This is a genomic window from Amycolatopsis nigrescens CSC17Ta-90 (assembly GCF_000384315.1).
In the GTDB taxonomy this organism is placed as follows: Bacteria; Actinomycetota; Actinomycetes; order Mycobacteriales; family Pseudonocardiaceae; genus Amycolatopsis; species Amycolatopsis nigrescens.
The window spans coordinates 7,072,645-7,087,555 of sequence record NZ_ARVW01000001.1 but is presented as its reverse complement, the minus strand read 5'-3'; the positions used below and the strand labels follow the sequence as shown (position 1 = coordinate 7,087,555).

Annotated in this window: 15 protein-coding genes; 11 read left to right on the top strand and 4 right to left on the bottom strand. The window is 68.9% G+C overall.

The genetic code is table 11. The features are described 5' to 3' along the window. Positions 1–69: 69 nt before the first annotated feature. From AMYNI_RS0133600 to AMYNI_RS0133575, 6 genes are all read left to right on the top strand, one after another. Entirely contained in the window at positions 70–1,836 is a 1,767-nt protein-coding gene (locus AMYNI_RS0133600) for a B12-binding domain-containing radical SAM protein (protein ID WP_020672501.1), read from the top strand. After that, positions 1,823–2,767: a multinuclear nonheme iron-dependent oxidase gene (locus tag AMYNI_RS45950; RefSeq protein ID WP_040406154.1), complete on the top strand. Its 945-nt coding sequence runs from the start codon at positions 1,823–1,825 to the stop codon at positions 2,765–2,767. The genes AMYNI_RS0133600 and AMYNI_RS45950 overlap by 14 nt, the downstream gene beginning before the upstream one ends. Further along, positions 2,749–3,477: a hypothetical protein gene (locus AMYNI_RS0133590; protein WP_157357543.1), complete on the top strand. Its 729-nt coding sequence runs from the start codon at positions 2,749–2,751 to the stop codon at positions 3,475–3,477. The genes AMYNI_RS45950 and AMYNI_RS0133590 overlap by 19 nt, the downstream gene beginning before the upstream one ends. Then, on the top strand, positions 3,474–4,700 hold the full coding sequence (locus tag AMYNI_RS0133585) for a hypothetical protein (RefSeq protein WP_020672498.1): 1,227 nt from the start codon (positions 3,474–3,476) through the stop codon (positions 4,698–4,700). The genes AMYNI_RS0133590 and AMYNI_RS0133585 overlap by 4 nt, the downstream gene beginning before the upstream one ends. 82 nt (positions 4,701–4,782) lie before the next feature. Then, positions 4,783–6,045 (top strand): aKG-HExxH-type peptide beta-hydroxylase, encoded by a 1,263-nt coding sequence (locus tag AMYNI_RS0133580; RefSeq protein WP_157357542.1) that lies wholly within the window; start codon positions 4,783–4,785, stop codon positions 6,043–6,045. Positions 6,046–6,270: 225 nt separating this feature from the next. Continuing rightward, positions 6,271–7,170: a universal stress protein gene (locus AMYNI_RS0133575; protein ID WP_020672496.1), complete on the top strand. Its 900-nt coding sequence runs from the start codon at positions 6,271–6,273 to the stop codon at positions 7,168–7,170. Here the strand turns inward: AMYNI_RS0133575 and AMYNI_RS47550 are convergent. Further along, complete coding sequence (locus AMYNI_RS47550; protein ID WP_020672495.1) at positions 7,100–7,543, bottom strand: DUF4383 domain-containing protein; 444 nt, start codon at positions 7,541–7,543, stop codon at positions 7,100–7,102. The two genes, AMYNI_RS0133575 and AMYNI_RS47550, sit on opposite strands and share 71 nt — an antisense overlap. Before the next feature lie 494 nt (positions 7,544–8,037). Between AMYNI_RS47550 and AMYNI_RS0133560 the strand changes: the two genes are divergently transcribed. Next, positions 8,038–8,616, top strand: a complete 579-nt coding sequence (locus tag AMYNI_RS0133560) for a TIGR03086 family metal-binding protein (RefSeq protein WP_245574064.1) — start codon at positions 8,038–8,040, stop codon at positions 8,614–8,616. Between the two features lie 46 nt (positions 8,617–8,662). Here the strand turns inward: AMYNI_RS0133560 and AMYNI_RS49865 are convergent, their stop codons facing one another. The 3 genes from AMYNI_RS49865 to AMYNI_RS0133545 form a co-directional block, all read right to left on the bottom strand. After that, entirely contained in the window at positions 8,663–8,842 is a 180-nt protein-coding gene (locus AMYNI_RS49865) for a hypothetical protein (RefSeq protein ID WP_020672492.1), read from the bottom strand. A gap of 169 nt (positions 8,843–9,011) precedes the next feature. Then, a complete protein-coding gene (locus AMYNI_RS0133550; RefSeq protein ID WP_020672491.1) occupies positions 9,012–10,259 on the bottom strand; it encodes an RNA polymerase sigma factor in 1,248 nt (415 codons plus the stop codon). A 7-nt stretch (positions 10,260–10,266) separates the two neighbouring features. Continuing rightward, positions 10,267–10,653 (bottom strand): YciI family protein, encoded by a 387-nt coding sequence (locus tag AMYNI_RS0133545; protein WP_020672490.1) that lies wholly within the window; start codon positions 10,651–10,653, stop codon positions 10,267–10,269. 103 nt (positions 10,654–10,756) lie between these two features. Here AMYNI_RS0133545 and AMYNI_RS0133540 point away from each other — a divergent pair, with 103 nt between their 5' ends. From AMYNI_RS0133540 to AMYNI_RS0133525, 4 genes are all read left to right on the top strand, one after another. Continuing rightward, a complete protein-coding gene (locus AMYNI_RS0133540) occupies positions 10,757–11,419 on the top strand; it encodes a class I SAM-dependent methyltransferase (protein WP_020672489.1) in 663 nt (220 codons plus the stop codon). Positions 11,420–11,665: 246 nt separating this feature from the next. Next, on the top strand, positions 11,666–12,715 hold the full coding sequence (locus tag AMYNI_RS0133535; RefSeq protein ID WP_020672488.1) for a hypothetical protein: 1,050 nt from the start codon (positions 11,666–11,668) through the stop codon (positions 12,713–12,715). A 305-nt stretch (positions 12,716–13,020) separates the two neighbouring features. Continuing rightward, positions 13,021–13,467 (top strand): CBS domain-containing protein, encoded by a 447-nt coding sequence (locus AMYNI_RS0133530; protein WP_020672487.1) that lies wholly within the window; start codon positions 13,021–13,023, stop codon positions 13,465–13,467. A 31-nt stretch (positions 13,468–13,498) separates the two neighbouring features. Continuing rightward, positions 13,499–14,791: an ArsB/NhaD family transporter gene (locus AMYNI_RS0133525; protein WP_020672486.1), complete on the top strand. Its 1,293-nt coding sequence runs from the start codon at positions 13,499–13,501 to the stop codon at positions 14,789–14,791. Positions 14,792–14,911: the final 120 nt, after the last annotated feature.

The following is a 14,911-nucleotide window of genomic DNA, read 5'->3' as shown; positions in this document are numbered from 1 at the left end:
GAAGTTGACGTGCACTTGGTCTTCCCGGGTGTGACGGAGGCGCGACTCTTCCCATACCTGAGCTTGCCCATGCTGGTGTCCTACCTGCGCGAGCACGGCGTCACTGCCGAGCAGAGCGACCTCAACATCGCGTTGACGCACGGGCTGATCCAGCCGCCGGCGTTGCGCGCGCGACTGCGTGTCGGTGGCCTGGACGAATTCGACACCACGCTGCTTGAGTTCGCCGTCGAGCAGCACGACCTTCTCTGGCGCACGGTGGTAGGCAAGGAGCCCACCGCGCTGCCGTACGACGTGGGATTCCGGTTGGTCAACAACCTGATGGACGTCATGCTCCGGGGCAGCGCGCTGGTCCGCAAACTCTCGACATTGTCCGACGCGCTCGCCACGGATGAAGAGCTGGCCGGCGATGTCGGCGATGTCGGCGATGTCGCAGCCACCTGGCACGACCGGCTGGCCGCGGACATGCTCGACAAGCACCGCACCAGGGTGCTCGGCATCTCCGTCGCGTTCCCGAGCCAGCTGATACCGGCATTCCGGCTGGCGCGGATGGTGAAACGACGGGCGCCGGACACCATCGTCGTGCTCGGTGGTCAGCAGATAATGCTGCGCGACGTCGCACTCGCCGCGCTGCCGGGAACGTTCAGGCAGGTCGACGCGATCGCCACCGGGCGGGGCGAGCCCGTCCTGCGTGCGCTGGGCAACGGCGTGCCGGTCGAGGAGGTCGCGGGGCTGATTACGGCGCGGGGTGTCTCCGGGCCTGCCCCGGAACCGCATCACCTGGCGCAGAATCCGGCGCCGGTGTTCGACGGGCTGCCGTTCATGTCCTACCTCAGCCCCGCGCCCCAGCTGCCGCTGATCTCTTGCGTCGGTTGCTACTGGGGCCGGTGCACGTTCTGCTCCTACGGCAACCGTAGCCGGGGTGGTGCCTACCAGCAGCTCACTCAGCACCAGTTGGCCGCCCACGTGGAAGCGGCGTTGGAGCGGACCGGTGCCGGGTTCGTCGCCTTCGTCGACGAGAACTGCAACCTCCGGCTCATCCTCGGTGCGGTGGAACTGGTGCGCGCCCGGGGCAACGACTTCACCTGGTCGACCCGCAACCGGTTGGAGCCGCTGTTGACGGACCGCCGGTTCGTGCAGCGGATGCACGCGGCGGGGTGCCGTCTCATGAGCGTCGGCTACGAGACCAACTCACAGCGCCTGCTCGACATCATCGACAAGGGGGTGCGGGCGGACCAGTACGAGCGGATTGTCGAAGTGCTCGACGAGGTCGGCATCGTGCTCCGGCTCAGCGTCATGGGCGGCCTGCCAGACGAGACCGAGCAAGAAGCCCGCGACAGCAGGGAGTTCCTGGCCCGCAACGCCCACCGGCTCGGCATCGACGCCGCGCAGATGATGATCGCTGAGCCGGCCACCCTGCTGGTCGAGCACGCCGAGCACCAGCACGGGGTGACCGTGGGCGACGGAGCGATCCTGCAGTCCAACGACGGCTTCAGCTACCTGGCCGGGCGGCACGGCCACGTCGTGGACTACGCGGGCGCCTCACGAGAGGAACGGGCGGCCTGGTTGCGGGAGACCGTGCGGACGGTGCTGCCCGGCAAGAACTACGAAAGACACCCGCGGTGGAAGCAGTCATCCCCGAACGCGTCGGCGACCGGGCTCGTCCTGCATCCATGGGTCGTGCACAGCGACGGAACCCTGCTCGACCTCCGCTGGCGGATGCACTACCGAATGGCACGCGAGCACGTCACCTGCGAGCCACCCCGGCTCGTCGCGCGCTCGGCGGTCGGCAGAAGGTTACTCGGCCTGTTGGAGGAGGCGGGAATTGGTAGTTCATGACCTCGAACCGGTGCGGCGCGGCCTGGGGGTGGGGATGGACCTTCCCTGGGGCGCCCCGATCGGGTTCGACCCGGCGAAGTCCGGCCCGAACGACCGGGTGCTGGCGTTCCTCGCCCGACATGCTGCGGACTACCGGTACTTCGTGTTCGCGTTCCAGCCGCGGGGGCCGGTGCCGCTGCGGGCAGATGCCTACCTGGAGCCGTACCGCCGGCTGCTGTCGCGGTTGCCGGACGGTATGCCGGTGGCGATGCACCAGACGATGCTCAACGTGGGCACCGTAGAGCCGTACGGCCGGGAACCAGTGTACGAGTTCACCAACGAGATGCACCGCCACTTCAACTTCGCATGGGTTGTGGAGGACCTCGGCATGTGGTCGCTGGGCGGCATCCCCATGCCGTACCCGCTGCCGCCGTACCTGGTCGAGGAGAACGTCGCCCCGGTGGCGGCGAACATGGCAGAAGCGAACGAGCGGCTCGTGCCGAGCCTGCGGGTGGAGTTCCCCGGCTTCACCGACGGGGTCACGGTGGTGGTCGGCGACATGGACGCCTACGACTTCTTCCGCCGCGTTGCCGAGGAGAGCGGGGTGGAAGTCACGTTGGACGTCGGTCACCTGTTGAGCTGGCGGTGGTGGCGCGGCGAGCGGGGCAAGGACCTCTATGGCGACCTGCACCTGCTGCCGCTGGACCAGTGCCGGGAACTGCACCTATCCGGATCGGCGATCAGCCGAGGACGCTTCCTGGACCTGCACCACGGCGTTTTGCTCGAGGAGCAGCTAGTCCTGGCGCGGAGGTTGCTTCAGCTGTGCCCGAACCTGGAGGCCGTCACCTACGAAGACCCCAACTACGGTCGCGATGGAGTGCTGGTGCCCAGGAGCGTGGACGGGTTGCATCGGTTGCGGGAGATGGTGGAACTGTGGGCACGCCAGAACTGATGGTCCTCAACGAGGCGTTCAAGCACCGGCTGACCTACCCGCGTCCCCGGCACGGCACCGTACCGGAGATCGTGGACGAGCCGTACGGCACACCGCCCGCGCTGCGTGCCGTCGACGCCGAGCAGCTGGCCAGGGTGTCGCACGAATTGACGCAGGGAATCGCTATCGGCGCTATCGGCGGAATGCCGTTGCGCACGCACTTCGCGCGTAGCATCACCGCCTACTACGGCGAGCGGCACAACGCCGCCCAGCACGCGGTAGCCGAGTTCCTGCGTAGCCCGGACAGCAAGGATGTCGACATGCTCGGGCTGTGCCAAGGACGGTCGGTGATCGAGGCGTTCGGGATGTTCCTGTTGCGACGGCGGGAGCACGCTACGACTGTCCACTCCGAATTGCTCGCCGGATTGCTCAGAACGCTGGCCCGATACCCGGAACCTGGTTTCCTGGTCCACCACCCGAACGTCCTGCGGACCGGCCCGTCGGCATGGGCAGGCTACGAGCACGATCCGACGCCCGGCGCCAAGAGCGCCGCACCGCAACGCGCGGCGGTGCACGTCGCCTGCGGAGGCAGGTACTTCACGGGCGTCATGAGCGGTGCGCTGCTCGCTGCGCTGCTGTGGGACGCCGATCCCCGACCCGAATGGGTCCGTGACGTCCCCGGAATCGACGACCTCCGCCGAGGGCTACGGGCGAAAGGGCTCCTACCGTGATCGCGCTGCATGAGGAGCACGGCGAGTTGGTCGCCACCTGGACGCGTCAGGGCTACCGCAGCGAGCGCGTCATCTGCTTCGACCGGCACCTCGATCTCAAACCGCTTCCCGCCGCGGCGGCGGCAAGGCTCGCGCGGGCGTCCGGCGGAGGGCCGGACGCCCTGACGGCGGAGAACCGGAAGCTGCCGATCAGAGAGGCGGCAGGCAGTTACGGTTTGGACGACTTCTACGCCGCGGGGGCCGCGCTAGGCGCGGTGTCGGCCATGACTTGGGTGCGGGCCACGGACCGCGAAGACTCCCCGGCCGAGCGGGAGCGCCTGATCACCGCGGTCAGCACGATCGCACCCGACCCCGATGTCCTACGCACCACTCGATTCGATGCCGACGGCACCCTGCGCACACGAGTGTGCGGTCTGGAGTTGACGGTGCGCACGCCGCGCGCGTTCGCGGCGTCCCGCCCGTCGCCGGACAGCCGAGTCGACGTCGACCTCGACTGGTTCGCCGATGTGCACACCGGCCAGGATCACCGGCCGGACGAACTGGTTGACCTGCTACGCGCGCACGGGCTCGCCGGCAACGTTGACTCCATGACGTTCTCGGTGCGCAGCGGCTTCCTGCCACCGACCCACCGGTGGCTGGCCGACGAGTTGGCGCGTGCGCTCGGCCGAACCACCCGGCAACACCCGCGGGCGGCGACGGAACTGCCCGCCGCCACCTTCGCAAAGCTCCGGGGTGAGGTCGACGCGGGCGATTTAGCGGCCTGCCGGGACGAACTGGCTCCGCTCGGCGCGATCGGTGTCGTACTGCTCGGGTTGCTGAGGCTGCGGGCTCGCGCCGATCTCGAGGATGTGGAACAGGCATGGTTCGACGCGGAGGACGCGGGATGCCGGTCGTGCTGGCTCGCTTACGGGATCGCACTGGCCCACTACGAGTCCGCCCGGTTCACGGCGGCGCAGCAGTGGTTCGCCAGGGCGGTGGGCACACGGTCGGACACGATCGAGGTGAGGTCGTGGTTCATGACCGCACTGGCGGCCCTGCGGGCGGGCGAGGCGGAGGAGGGCGCGCGGAAGTTGCTCGCCTTCACCCGGAGCTACCCGCTACACCTGCGCGCCACCCGGTTGGCCATCGACATCGGATCCCGCTCCGGCGAGCCCGCTCCGGACTGGCTCGCGGCGCAAGCACGTGCACAACAAGTACTGGTGAACGGGGGTTGCCGACCATGACGGTGCTCAACTCGCGGGAGCGACCGCTGGCCTGCCGGTGAGCCGCGCAATCGACAGGACCGAGCGGAAGGCGGAACGGGAAGTGGCTCAACGAGCGGGGTCCGAGGTCGTGGGGCGGCTCGACGTGGACATGGCGCGGGTGCGCGGATTCGTCGCGTCCGCGCCGGAGCCGCCTCGGTCGAACGTGCTGCTGGCGCTCCCCGGCAGCAACAGCGTCACCGCGCTCAACGCGTTGTTGGCGCGCAAGAACCTCAAGGAATTGCTCAAGATTGTCGTGACCAGGTTTGGCCAGACCACCGGCTCAACCGAGCGCGAGCTATACCGAGTCGCGATCGACTCGTTGCACGCGGTGAGCGACGCCGCCTTGGAGCGGGTACTCACGGGTCCGGACATCACGTCCTGGATCGCGGTGGCGCGCGGCGGGGCGACCGAACCCCCGGTGCCGCGCGGGGAGGACCCGCTGGCCCACCAACTCGCCTTCTTCCTGCTCCCCGAGATCGCGGCACACGCGGACCGAGCGGTCCCGGAGTTCAGGGTCGGAGCCGACCGCTGCGGCGGCCTCGCGGTGCCGCGGCTGAAGGTCGCCACGTCCGTCCCCTCCACGACCGGTTCGTGGTGGCTCACCGTCGGACCGGACGAGGTCCTGGCCAGCGACGGGGCGGGCACCCTGGTCACCTTGTCCGAGCCGCTGGAAGCCATCGCGGACGGTCCCGTCGTCGTTCCGCACCCATCTCGCTGGCTGGACGAGCACCTGCCGGCGACAGAGGTGCTGCCGACCGCGACACCCTCCGATATGGACAGATTCCGGCAGGACTTCGGGGCCGCGGCGCAACTGCTGTGCGACGTGTGGCCGCAGGCGTGGACCGAGGTGCGGCACTGCGTGGAACGGTTGGCACCCATGCCGTTCGCGGGACTTCGCCCGCACAACTACAGCGTGCACGCGTTCCGCGGCATGATCGTCAGCAGCCCCCGGCCCGCCGTGATGGCCGCGCAGACACTGGTGCATGAGACCGGGCACAACCGGATGAGCACCATCATCGACCTGCTTCCGCTGTGCACCAACCCGGCCGACCGGGCGATCAGCCCCGTTGTCAACGCCGATCGCCCGCTCACCGCCGTGTTTCACGGCTGCTACTCGTTCGCGCGCGAGGTACACCTCACGAGGATGCTGCTGGAACACGGCGTCGACTCGGTACCGACCACCGACATGCGCCGTTACCTGGCCGAGCGAGCCGGGATCGTGCGAGCTGCCCGCGACCTGCTGTTGGAGCGGGCCGATCTGCTTCCGGCAGGGGAAGCGATCGTGTCCGAGGTCGGCGACGTGCTCGACAGGCTGCCTGGATGACCGGCGAGGTCGCGCTCGTCGCGGCGGTAGATGTGCTCGCGTTTGGACAGTGACTCCGCCGAGTCCGACCAAGTCGGCCAGCCGCCGAACGGGCGGCCAGGCTCCGAGAGGCCGGCACGCGAGCGGCGTGCCACCTCGGTGACCGCGGCGAGGTTTTGCGGGGGTGTGGTTCGGGTATGCCGTCGTTGTTGTTTCGGTTGACAGCTCGGTTGTTAGGGAGCCTCGATGGAGCCTTCTGCACAGGTCCGGCCGGTCGTGGTGGGGTATGACGGGTCCGAAGGGGCCCGCGCGGCGGTCCGCTGGGCGGGCACCGAGGCGCGTCGGCGGGATCGCCTGTTGCTGATCGTGCACGTCTTCGAAGGGGCACGGCCGTTGATGGCCGAGAGCAGGCCGGTGGCGGACCCCGGGGTGGTCCAGGCCCGGCCGGAGTTGGAGCAGCGGCTGGCCGAGCTTGCCGACCAGTGCCGGCACGAACATCCCGGTTTGGAGGTGTCCGGCGTGCTGCTCGATGGTGCGCCGGACGAAGCATTGCTCAGTTTCGCCGACGAGGCCGAGCCCGAGCTGCTGGTGTTCGGGTCGTCGGGCCTCACCGCGCTGCCCAGGGTGCTGCTCGGTTCGACCACGGCGGAACTGGTGCGCAAGCTCCGCCAGCCGGTGGTGGCGGTCCGCGGCCGGTCCGACACCGAAGGCCCGGTGGTGGTGGGCGTCGACGGGTCACCGACCAGTGAGCGGGCCATCGAGTTCGCGTTCGACTTCGCCGCCCGTCACCAGGCACCCCTGCAGGCGGTGCACGCTTCCTCGGACTGGCCACTGGAGCTGCTCACCGCCGCCCCCTTCACACCTGGTGGCGCTGCCTACGCTGATCAGAGCACGCGGGATGCCGCACGGCGTCAGGTGGACGCTCATGCGGTCCGGTATCCCGCGGTGCCGGTGGACTGGGTCTCGGTAGCCGACCGGCCGGCACTGGCCCTGCTGGAGAAAGCCGAGCAGGCCAGCCTGGTGGTGGTCGGCAGCCACGGCCGCGGCGCCGTGCGGCGGGCTTTGCTCGGCTCGGTCAGTCACGCCGTGCTGTACCACGCGCCCTGCCCGGTGGCCGTGCTGCGCGAGATCGACCGCGACCGTTAGGTATGCCGATCAGCGCCCCCGCCACCACGGTCACGGCGTGCAGGACCGTGTCAGGCCAGCGAAGCCCGAATAGCCCGCTGAGCTCCAGCGGGCTGCCCAGCAACGCGACCAGCACGCCGTAGACCACCAACCCGGTCAGCAGCACCATCAACGCCATGCCGAGAAACTGGGCCCCTACCGCCCGCCGCGCCGCGACCAGTGCCGCCAGCCCGATCGCGGTGCGCACCACGTCCAGCAGCGGCCCGGTGCTGAACCACAGCACCGTCGTTCCGACGAAGAAGCCCACCACCCCGAGCACGAGATAGACGCATCCGATCACCAGCGCGACCACCCGAGTCGCCGAGGCCTGACCTTCCCGCGTGCGCAGCTCCATTTCCGATGCCGCCCTTTTCGTCCGGAGGACACCCTTTCGCCCTCTCAACACCGAGTACCCGGATACGGGCCACGAAACTCACCCCTTCGCGGGTTATCCGCGCTGCTGGAGCGGGTACCCCGTTGCGATGGCGCCGGAACCGCCCGGCAAGCAACGTCGCCGATCAGCAGCAGGCAGCCAGCCCAGCCGACGCCGCCGAAGAACCGGTGCCCCAGGTACCGGAGATGGACGAGATGCTGGAAGCCGATCCGGCCGATGTCGCAGATCAGCACCGCACCGCTGCCGTGATCGACGACCACGAACCTTGGCCTTGACCGCGCGCCCCTGCGCCGCACGCAACGCCGCGGACACCGAAGTAGTCCCCCGTTCGAGGGCTGGCGTGCTGAGCGATGCCCAGCTTGAGCGTGCTCGGCGGGCGCGGTGTGTCGAGTTCGGTGGTGGTTGCTCGTCCTCGGGGTGCAAGCACCTCAGGGAAGGGACCAGGGATGGACACGATGGAGTTGTATCGGCGGGCGCAGGACGGGTTCGACGCGGTGCTGGCCGAGGTCCGGCCGGATCAGTGGGACATGCCGTCAGCGTGTGCCGGATGGACGGTGCGGGACGTGGCCGGGCACGTGGTCTGGGGCCAGCATCAGATGCGGGCGTGGGCGACCGGTGCGGACTACACCGAACGGGCCGGTGCTCCGGGGGCGGAGCGTCCGGCGGTGATGGCCGGCGAGGACCCGGTGGCGACCTGGCGGGCGGCGCGGACGGCGTCGGTGGCGACGTTGACCGAGGAGACGCTGGCCAGGCCGACGTCGATCGCCGGGATCGGTGAGGTCCCGCTCGCGGCGGTGGTCACGTTGCTGACCACCGATCATGTCGCGCACACGTGGGATATCGGGCACGCGCTCGGCATGGACGTCCAGCTGGACCCGGCGCTGGTGGCGGTGGCGTTCGACTGGGCGCGGGCGAACGTGGTGCGCCGGCCGGGCTTCTTCGGGCCGGAGCTCGCGCCGCCGACCGGTGCCGATGAGCAGACGCGGATGCTGGCCTTCCTCGGCCGGGCGGCGTGGCAGCCGGTGCCGGCGTGAGAAATCGGGGTGGGAGGAGCCGCCAGGTTCCTCCCACCCCGATTGCTCAGTGCCGGCCGGTGTCGTGGGTGCGCAGCGCTGCGCCGACGGCGGCGGCGGCGGTGACCTCGAAGATCTCGTCTTCGGTGTGTCCCGCGGCGATCAGGCGGGCGATGTCGGCGTCGGTCACGGTGTACGAAGCGTCGCGGACGGTGGCCGCGTAGGACCGCCACGGCCCGGGAACCACGTCGCCGGTCGCGGCGGGGCGGGCCGAATCGGGATCGTCCGGGTCGATAAATCCGGCCGGTAGAGCAGCATCTTCACGATATCCGGACTGTCCACACGCGACAGTGTGGAGGTGGCCGCGAGGAACAGTCTCGCGCGGCGGCGGTGTCCGTGATCGAGGATGGACAGTCTCATGGCGACTCCGGGGTGTCGAGGGCGAGCAGGCGGGTGGCCAGGAAGCGCCGGTCTGCGGGGTTGGTGGCAAGCTCGTGCGCTCGCCGGTACGCGACCGCGGCGCTCTCGGTCCGGCCGAGCCGGCGCAGCAGGTCCGCGCGGGCGGCGTGCAGCAGGTGGTAGTGGTCGAGCCCGTCGATCCGGTCGATCAGCGCCAGCCCGTCGGCCGGGGTGGTGGCCATGGCCACGGCGACCGCGTGGTTCAGCGCCACGACCGGTGACGGTGCCGCCGCGAGCAGTTCGGAGTAGAGAGCGGCGATGCGCGGCCAGTCCGTCCGGTCGGCCGAGGAGGCTTGGGCATGCAGCGCGGCGATCGCGGCCTGCAGCTGGTACGGCCCCGGTCTCCCCAGCCGCAGCGCCCGATCCAGGAGCCGGACGGCTTCGGCGATCTCCGCGTGGTCCCAGCGGGAACGGTCCTGGTCTTCCAGCAGCACCACGTCGCCGGCCGGGTCGTAGCGGACGGCGGAGCGGGAGTCGTGCAACAGCAACAACGCGACCAGCCCGAGCGCTTCGGGTTCGTCGGGCATCAAGGTGGCGATCAGCCTGCCGAGCCGGATCGCCTCCAGCCGCAGGGCGTGGTGCTCGGGCCGGCCGTGGTCGGCGGTGTAGCCCTGGGTGAAGATCAGGTACACCACGGCGAGCACCCCGGAAAGCCGCTCGGGCAGCAGCTGGTCCGACGGGACCTCGAGGCTGATGCCGGCGTCGCGGATCTTCCGTTTCGCCCGCACCAGGCGTTGCGCCAAGGTGGACTCGCCGACCAGGAACGTCCGGGCGATCTGCCCCGCGGTCAGCCCGACCACGGCCTGCAACGTCAGCGCCACCCGCGCGTCCTCGGCCAGGGCCGGGTGACAGCAGGTGAAGATCAGGCTCAGCCGCTCGTCACCCACACCGCGCAGGCTGTCCTCGCCGAAGCTCGCCATCGTCATCTCCACCTCCGGCTGGCCGCCGAGCTGGGCCAGCTTCTCCCGGCCGAGCCGGGCCCGCCGGAGCCGGTCGATCGCGCAGTTGCGGGCCGCGGTCAGCAGCCACGCGACCGGGTCATCGGGCACGGTGTCGCCCCACTTGCGCAGCGCCAGCGCGCAGGCGTCCTGCAGCGCGTCCTCCGCGAGCTCGAAGTCCCCGAGAACACGGATCAGCGCGGCAAGCATCCGGGCACGATGCTCGCGGTAGACCCGCTCCACCGCCACCGCGGGCGAGACCGTCATACCCGGCTCATTCGCCGGTGGCCGCCAGCTCCGACGACGTGTGGTCCAGCCCAGGCACGCCGGCGATCGGCCGCACCTCGATCGAGCCCTGTTCGGCCATCGGGCACAACGCGGCCAGCTCCAGCGCCTCGTCCAGGTCGCGGCAGTCGAGGACATAGGCACCACCCAGGTGCTCATGGGTCTCGGCGAACGGGCCGTCGGTGATCATCGTCCGCCCGTCCCGCACGCTCACGGTGGTAGCGGTGTGCTCGGCCTGCAGCGGATGACCCGCCACGAACACACCCCGTCGCCGGCACTCGTCAGCGAACGCGTTCACCCTGGCCAGCGCCTCGCCGAAACCCGGATCGCCGGGTTCGGGCCGGACGCAGTTGTAGATCAACAGCATGTACTGCACATGCCCTCCATCTCACCTGGTTCAGTTCGGTCGAAGAGAATGACGAACAGACCGACCGTATCTCGACACCCCACAGCACCACCGGCCGCGCAAAGGAGATTCGATGAGCCCCACGAACCGCCACCCGCTGTTCGCGCGGATGTATCCGCGCATCGCTGCCTGGGCCGAAACCCACGGCGCCGCAGAGCATCGCGCCGAACTGCTGGCCGGAGTCACCGGCCGAGTGATCGAAGTGGGCGCCGGCCACGGCGTCAACTTCCCGCACTACCCGCACACGGTCACCGAGGTGGTCGCGGTGGAACCAGAGCCCGCACTCCGAGCACAAGCAGAGAAAGCGGCCAGGATCAGCACTGTACCCATCACCGTGGTCGATGGTGTCGCCGAAGAACTGCCCGCCGAGGACGCCTCCTTCGACGTCGTAGTGACCTCACTGGTGCTGTGCTCGATTTCCGATCCCACGGCAGCACTCGGAGAAGCCCGGCGAGTGCTGCGCCCGGAGGGGGAACTGCGGTTCTACGAACACATTCGCGCGCACGAACAGGGGTTCGCGCGTTATCAGCGCGCCGTCGATCTACTTTGGCCATACCTGGCGGGTGGCTGCCACGTCAGCAAACCGACCGACCGCACGATCGCCGAAGCCGGGTTCACCATCGACCAGATCCGGCATTTTCGCTTCCCGTCCGCGAAGGCACCCTCGTCTCCCTGCGTCATCGGGCACGCCAGCCCGCAGACGCCAGGAAGCCAGCCGGACCCACGGAATCCCTGACACCAGACAACGGCGCGGATGCATGATGCGTTCGAACTCCGTTTCACGACGATCCGCCAGCCTCGGTGGCACCAACCCGGACACGACGCCCCTTTCCCTGGCATACGGTGGCCACAGGATCTCGCAGCGGCTTGGGACCAGTCCCGGCCGAACCGACGATGGTGGACGGAACACCTCTTGCAGCTGCCGGATCGTGAAAGGTGCTCGGTGATGCGTACACGCCGCGGGAAGCTCGGGGCGCTACTCGTGCCGGTGATCGTGCTGGCCGCCTGCACAGTCGCCGAACCGGAACCACCCTCGCCCGCGGTGACTACGCACGAGTTCGAACAGCGGCTGGACGAGTACCTGAACCGCTTCGCTTCCCACGTGCTGGCACCGGACGCGCAGATCTCCGTGCCCGCCCACACCCGAACCGCAGGGTGCGCAGACGGTCCCTCCTGGGGCGTTGTGCCCCGGTCCGAGACCACGGTGACCGCGGGCGACCAGGCCGAGAAACTCTTCGAAGATCTGCAGCCTTGGTTGCAACGGAACGAGTTCGACGGGTTGTACGACGGCGAGACCCGGTGGCAGACAGGGCAGTCCGGGGAATTCCGGGAGCTGGCCGGTACGAACGCGGACGGCACCAAGGTTCTCGTACGGCTGACCCGGAACAACCCGCAGTTCGCCATCACCGTGACCGGGCCATGCACCTGGCCGCCTGACCGGGACGGCGGCCCTCCGACCTCCGGGCGGCTCGCGCCGCTGCCGGCGCCGTCCGCGCCGGTCTCGACCATCGCGTCGGGGTCCTATGTGCCCCCCGAGACATGTCGTTCGCCGAACCTTCATGTCTTCAACAGCGACGCGCCCGCGTTCACCGGCCCCGGGCCCCATCCGATGGTTCTGGCGGACTACGCGGGCATAAAGGACGCCGAACCCCCTACGTTCCTGTACGGCAAGTTCCGCCTGCCCTACGACTGGGAACCCGAAGATGAACACCAGGCGCAGCTCGTAGTGTGCGTGCGCGCGACCATCACCCGCGACACCGGGCGCAAGGTCACCCGCAACTACACCTTCGACATTGTGCGCGGCGGCAGCGGCCTTCCGTACGAGTTCGACGTCTTCGACAGCGTCTATCTCGTCACCGTCCGGGAAGCGCGCACCGGTCGGGTAGTGGGCGAGTCCAGCATCCCGGGCACGGTCAGCGACGAAAACAGCACCCCCTCCGACATGCAGGACTACCTGAGGCCAGTGGCCGTTGGCCTCGACAACAAGTCACTGGAACGTTTCCTGCGCCCGTTCCACGAATCGGCCAGCTGACCAGGACACCGTCCAGCTCGGCTCCAGCCGCCTGATCGAGGGTTCGGATTCGATACCTGCTCCATGGCCTGTCGGTTTGCCTTCGGCCGGGTCTTTGCGGCATCTTTACGCACGGAGCGCCGGGAAGCCTGGTCGGCACACCTCGTCCCCAGCCGGGGGCGAGGCTGCACGCGACGGGCGGAGGTTCGATGGCGCTGGTATCGCTCGTGAGTGCGCCACTGCCCGGGATCGCCGACCGTAAAGAAATCGGCAGGAGCAGTGGATGAACCTCGGCGGGCATGACCGATTCGCCGTAATCTGGGCGGATGCACGCGGATCAGATGGCCGAGGAGTACCCGGTCGTGGACCTGGACTCCGATGCGCTGGACGCGGCACGGTTGCTCGCGGAGCATCGGCTGCCCGGGATCGTGGTGACCGACGACAAGGGTTGCCCGTGCTCGGTACTGCCTGCCTCGCAGGTCGTGCGGTTCCTGGTGCCCAGTTACGTGCAGGACGATCCGTCGCTGGCCGGGGTGCTCGACGAGTCGATGGCCGACCGGATCGCGGACAAGCTGAGCGGCAAGAAAGTACGTGCGCTGCTGCCGAAGGAAGCCTCCGAACTGCCGCGGGTGAACTCCGACGACACCATCGTCGAGGTGGCGGCGATGATGGCCAGGCTGCGCTGCCCGCTGGTGGCCGTGATGGACGGCAAGGACCTGATCGGCGTGATCTCCGCGTCGAGACTGCTGCAGCTGGCGCTCGCCCCGCACTAGGCGGGCACGCGCGGGTCGAGGCGCGCGCGCGATGAGCGGCACCATCGCGGTCGCCGTGTTCGTGGTGGCTTATCTGTTCATCGCGACCGAGAAGCTGCCGAAGACCGCAGTGGCGCTGACCGGGGCCGGGATCGTGCTCGCGCTGGGCGTGACCGGGTCGGCGGACGCGTTCTACTCCCACGAAACCGGGATCGACTGGGACGTCATCTTCCTGCTGCTCGGCATGATGATCATCGTCGGGGTGCTGCGCAAGACCGGGGTGTTCGAGTTCGTCGCGATCTGGGCCGCCAAGCGCGCCAAGGGCTCACCCCGCCGGGTGATGATCTTGCTGGTGCTGATCACCGCGGTGGCGTCGGCGTTCCTGGACAACGTCACCACCGTGTTGCTGATCGCGCCGGTGACCCTGCTGGTCTGCGACCGGCTGGACATCAACCCGGTGCCGTTCCTGATCGCCGAGGTGCTGGCATCCAACATCGGAGGCGCGGCGACGCTGATCGGGGATCCGCCGAACATCATCATCGGCAGCCGGGCCGGGCTGACCTTCAACGACTTCCTGGTCAACATGGCGCCGATCGTGGCAATCGAGCTGATCGTGTTCACCCTGATCCTGCCCTGGGTGTTCCGCGGCTCGTTCCGCGTGCACCCCGATCGGGTGGCGGACGTGCTGGCGCTCAACGAGCGGGAGGCCATCCAGGACCGCGGGCTGCTGGTCAAGTGCGGCGTGGTGCTGCTCGGCGTGTTCATCGCGTTCGTCGGGCACTCGGTGTTCCACGTCGAGCCGTCGGTGGTCGCCTTGCTCGGCGCCGGAGTACTGGTGCTGATCTCCCGGTCCAGGCCGAAGGACTACCTGGCCAGCGTGGAGTGGGAAACACTGCTGTTCTTCGCGGGGTTGTTCGTGATGATCGGGGCGCTGGTCAAGACCGGGGTGATCGGCAACCTGGCACGGCTGGCCGCGGACGCCACCGGCGGTAACGCACTGCTCGCGGTGATGCTCATCCTCGGCGTGTCCGCACTGCTGTCCGGGGTGATCGACAACATTCCCTACGTCGCCACCATGAGCCCGCTGGTTCTCGAACTCACGAACAACATCGCCGACCCGACCCATTCGGAAGCGTTGTGGTGGTCACTGGCACTGGGTGCGGACTTCGGCGGCAACATGACCGCGGTCGGCGCGAGCGCGAACGTGGTGGTACTCGGCATCGCCGCCCGCGCCGGCTCACCCATCTCGTTCTGGGAATTCACCAAGAAAGGCGCGCTCGTCACCGTGATCACCATCGTGATCGCCGCCCCCTACCTCTGGCTGCGGTATTTCGTTCTCGGCTGAGAAAGCTACAATCGCCCAGGCAGCCGTGACACCCCATCGCGCGCCCACAACGAAGTGAAGGCACCGTGCCCGACTTGCTCATCACCCTCGCGCTCATCGCCCTCTTCGTCCTGGCGATGT

Bases quoted from the DNA above. Each gene is read 5' to 3' on its own strand.
- AMYNI_RS0133525 (WP_020672486.1), top strand. From the start codon at position 13,499: ATGAGCGGCACCATCGCGGTCGCCGTGTTCGTGGTGGCTTATCTGTTC.
- AMYNI_RS0133540 (WP_020672489.1), top strand. From the start codon at position 10,757: ATGAGCCCCACGAACCGCCACCCGCTGTTCGCGCGGATGTATCCGCGC.
- AMYNI_RS0133560 (WP_245574064.1), top strand. From the start codon at position 8,038: ATGGAGTTGTATCGGCGGGCGCAGGACGGGTTCGACGCGGTGCTGGCC.
- AMYNI_RS47550 (WP_020672495.1), bottom strand. From the start codon at position 7,543: ATGGAGCTGCGCACGCGGGAAGGTCAGGCCTCGGCGACTCGGGTGGTC.
- AMYNI_RS0133575 (WP_020672496.1), top strand. From the start codon at position 6,271: ATGGAGCCTTCTGCACAGGTCCGGCCGGTCGTGGTGGGGTATGACGGG.
- AMYNI_RS0133530 (WP_020672487.1), top strand. From the start codon at position 13,021: ATGCACGCGGATCAGATGGCCGAGGAGTACCCGGTCGTGGACCTGGAC.
- AMYNI_RS0133600 (WP_020672501.1), top strand. From the start codon at position 70: ATGCTGGTGTCCTACCTGCGCGAGCACGGCGTCACTGCCGAGCAGAGC.
- AMYNI_RS0133550 (WP_020672491.1), bottom strand. From the start codon at position 10,259: ATGACGGTCTCGCCCGCGGTGGCGGTGGAGCGGGTCTACCGCGAGCAT.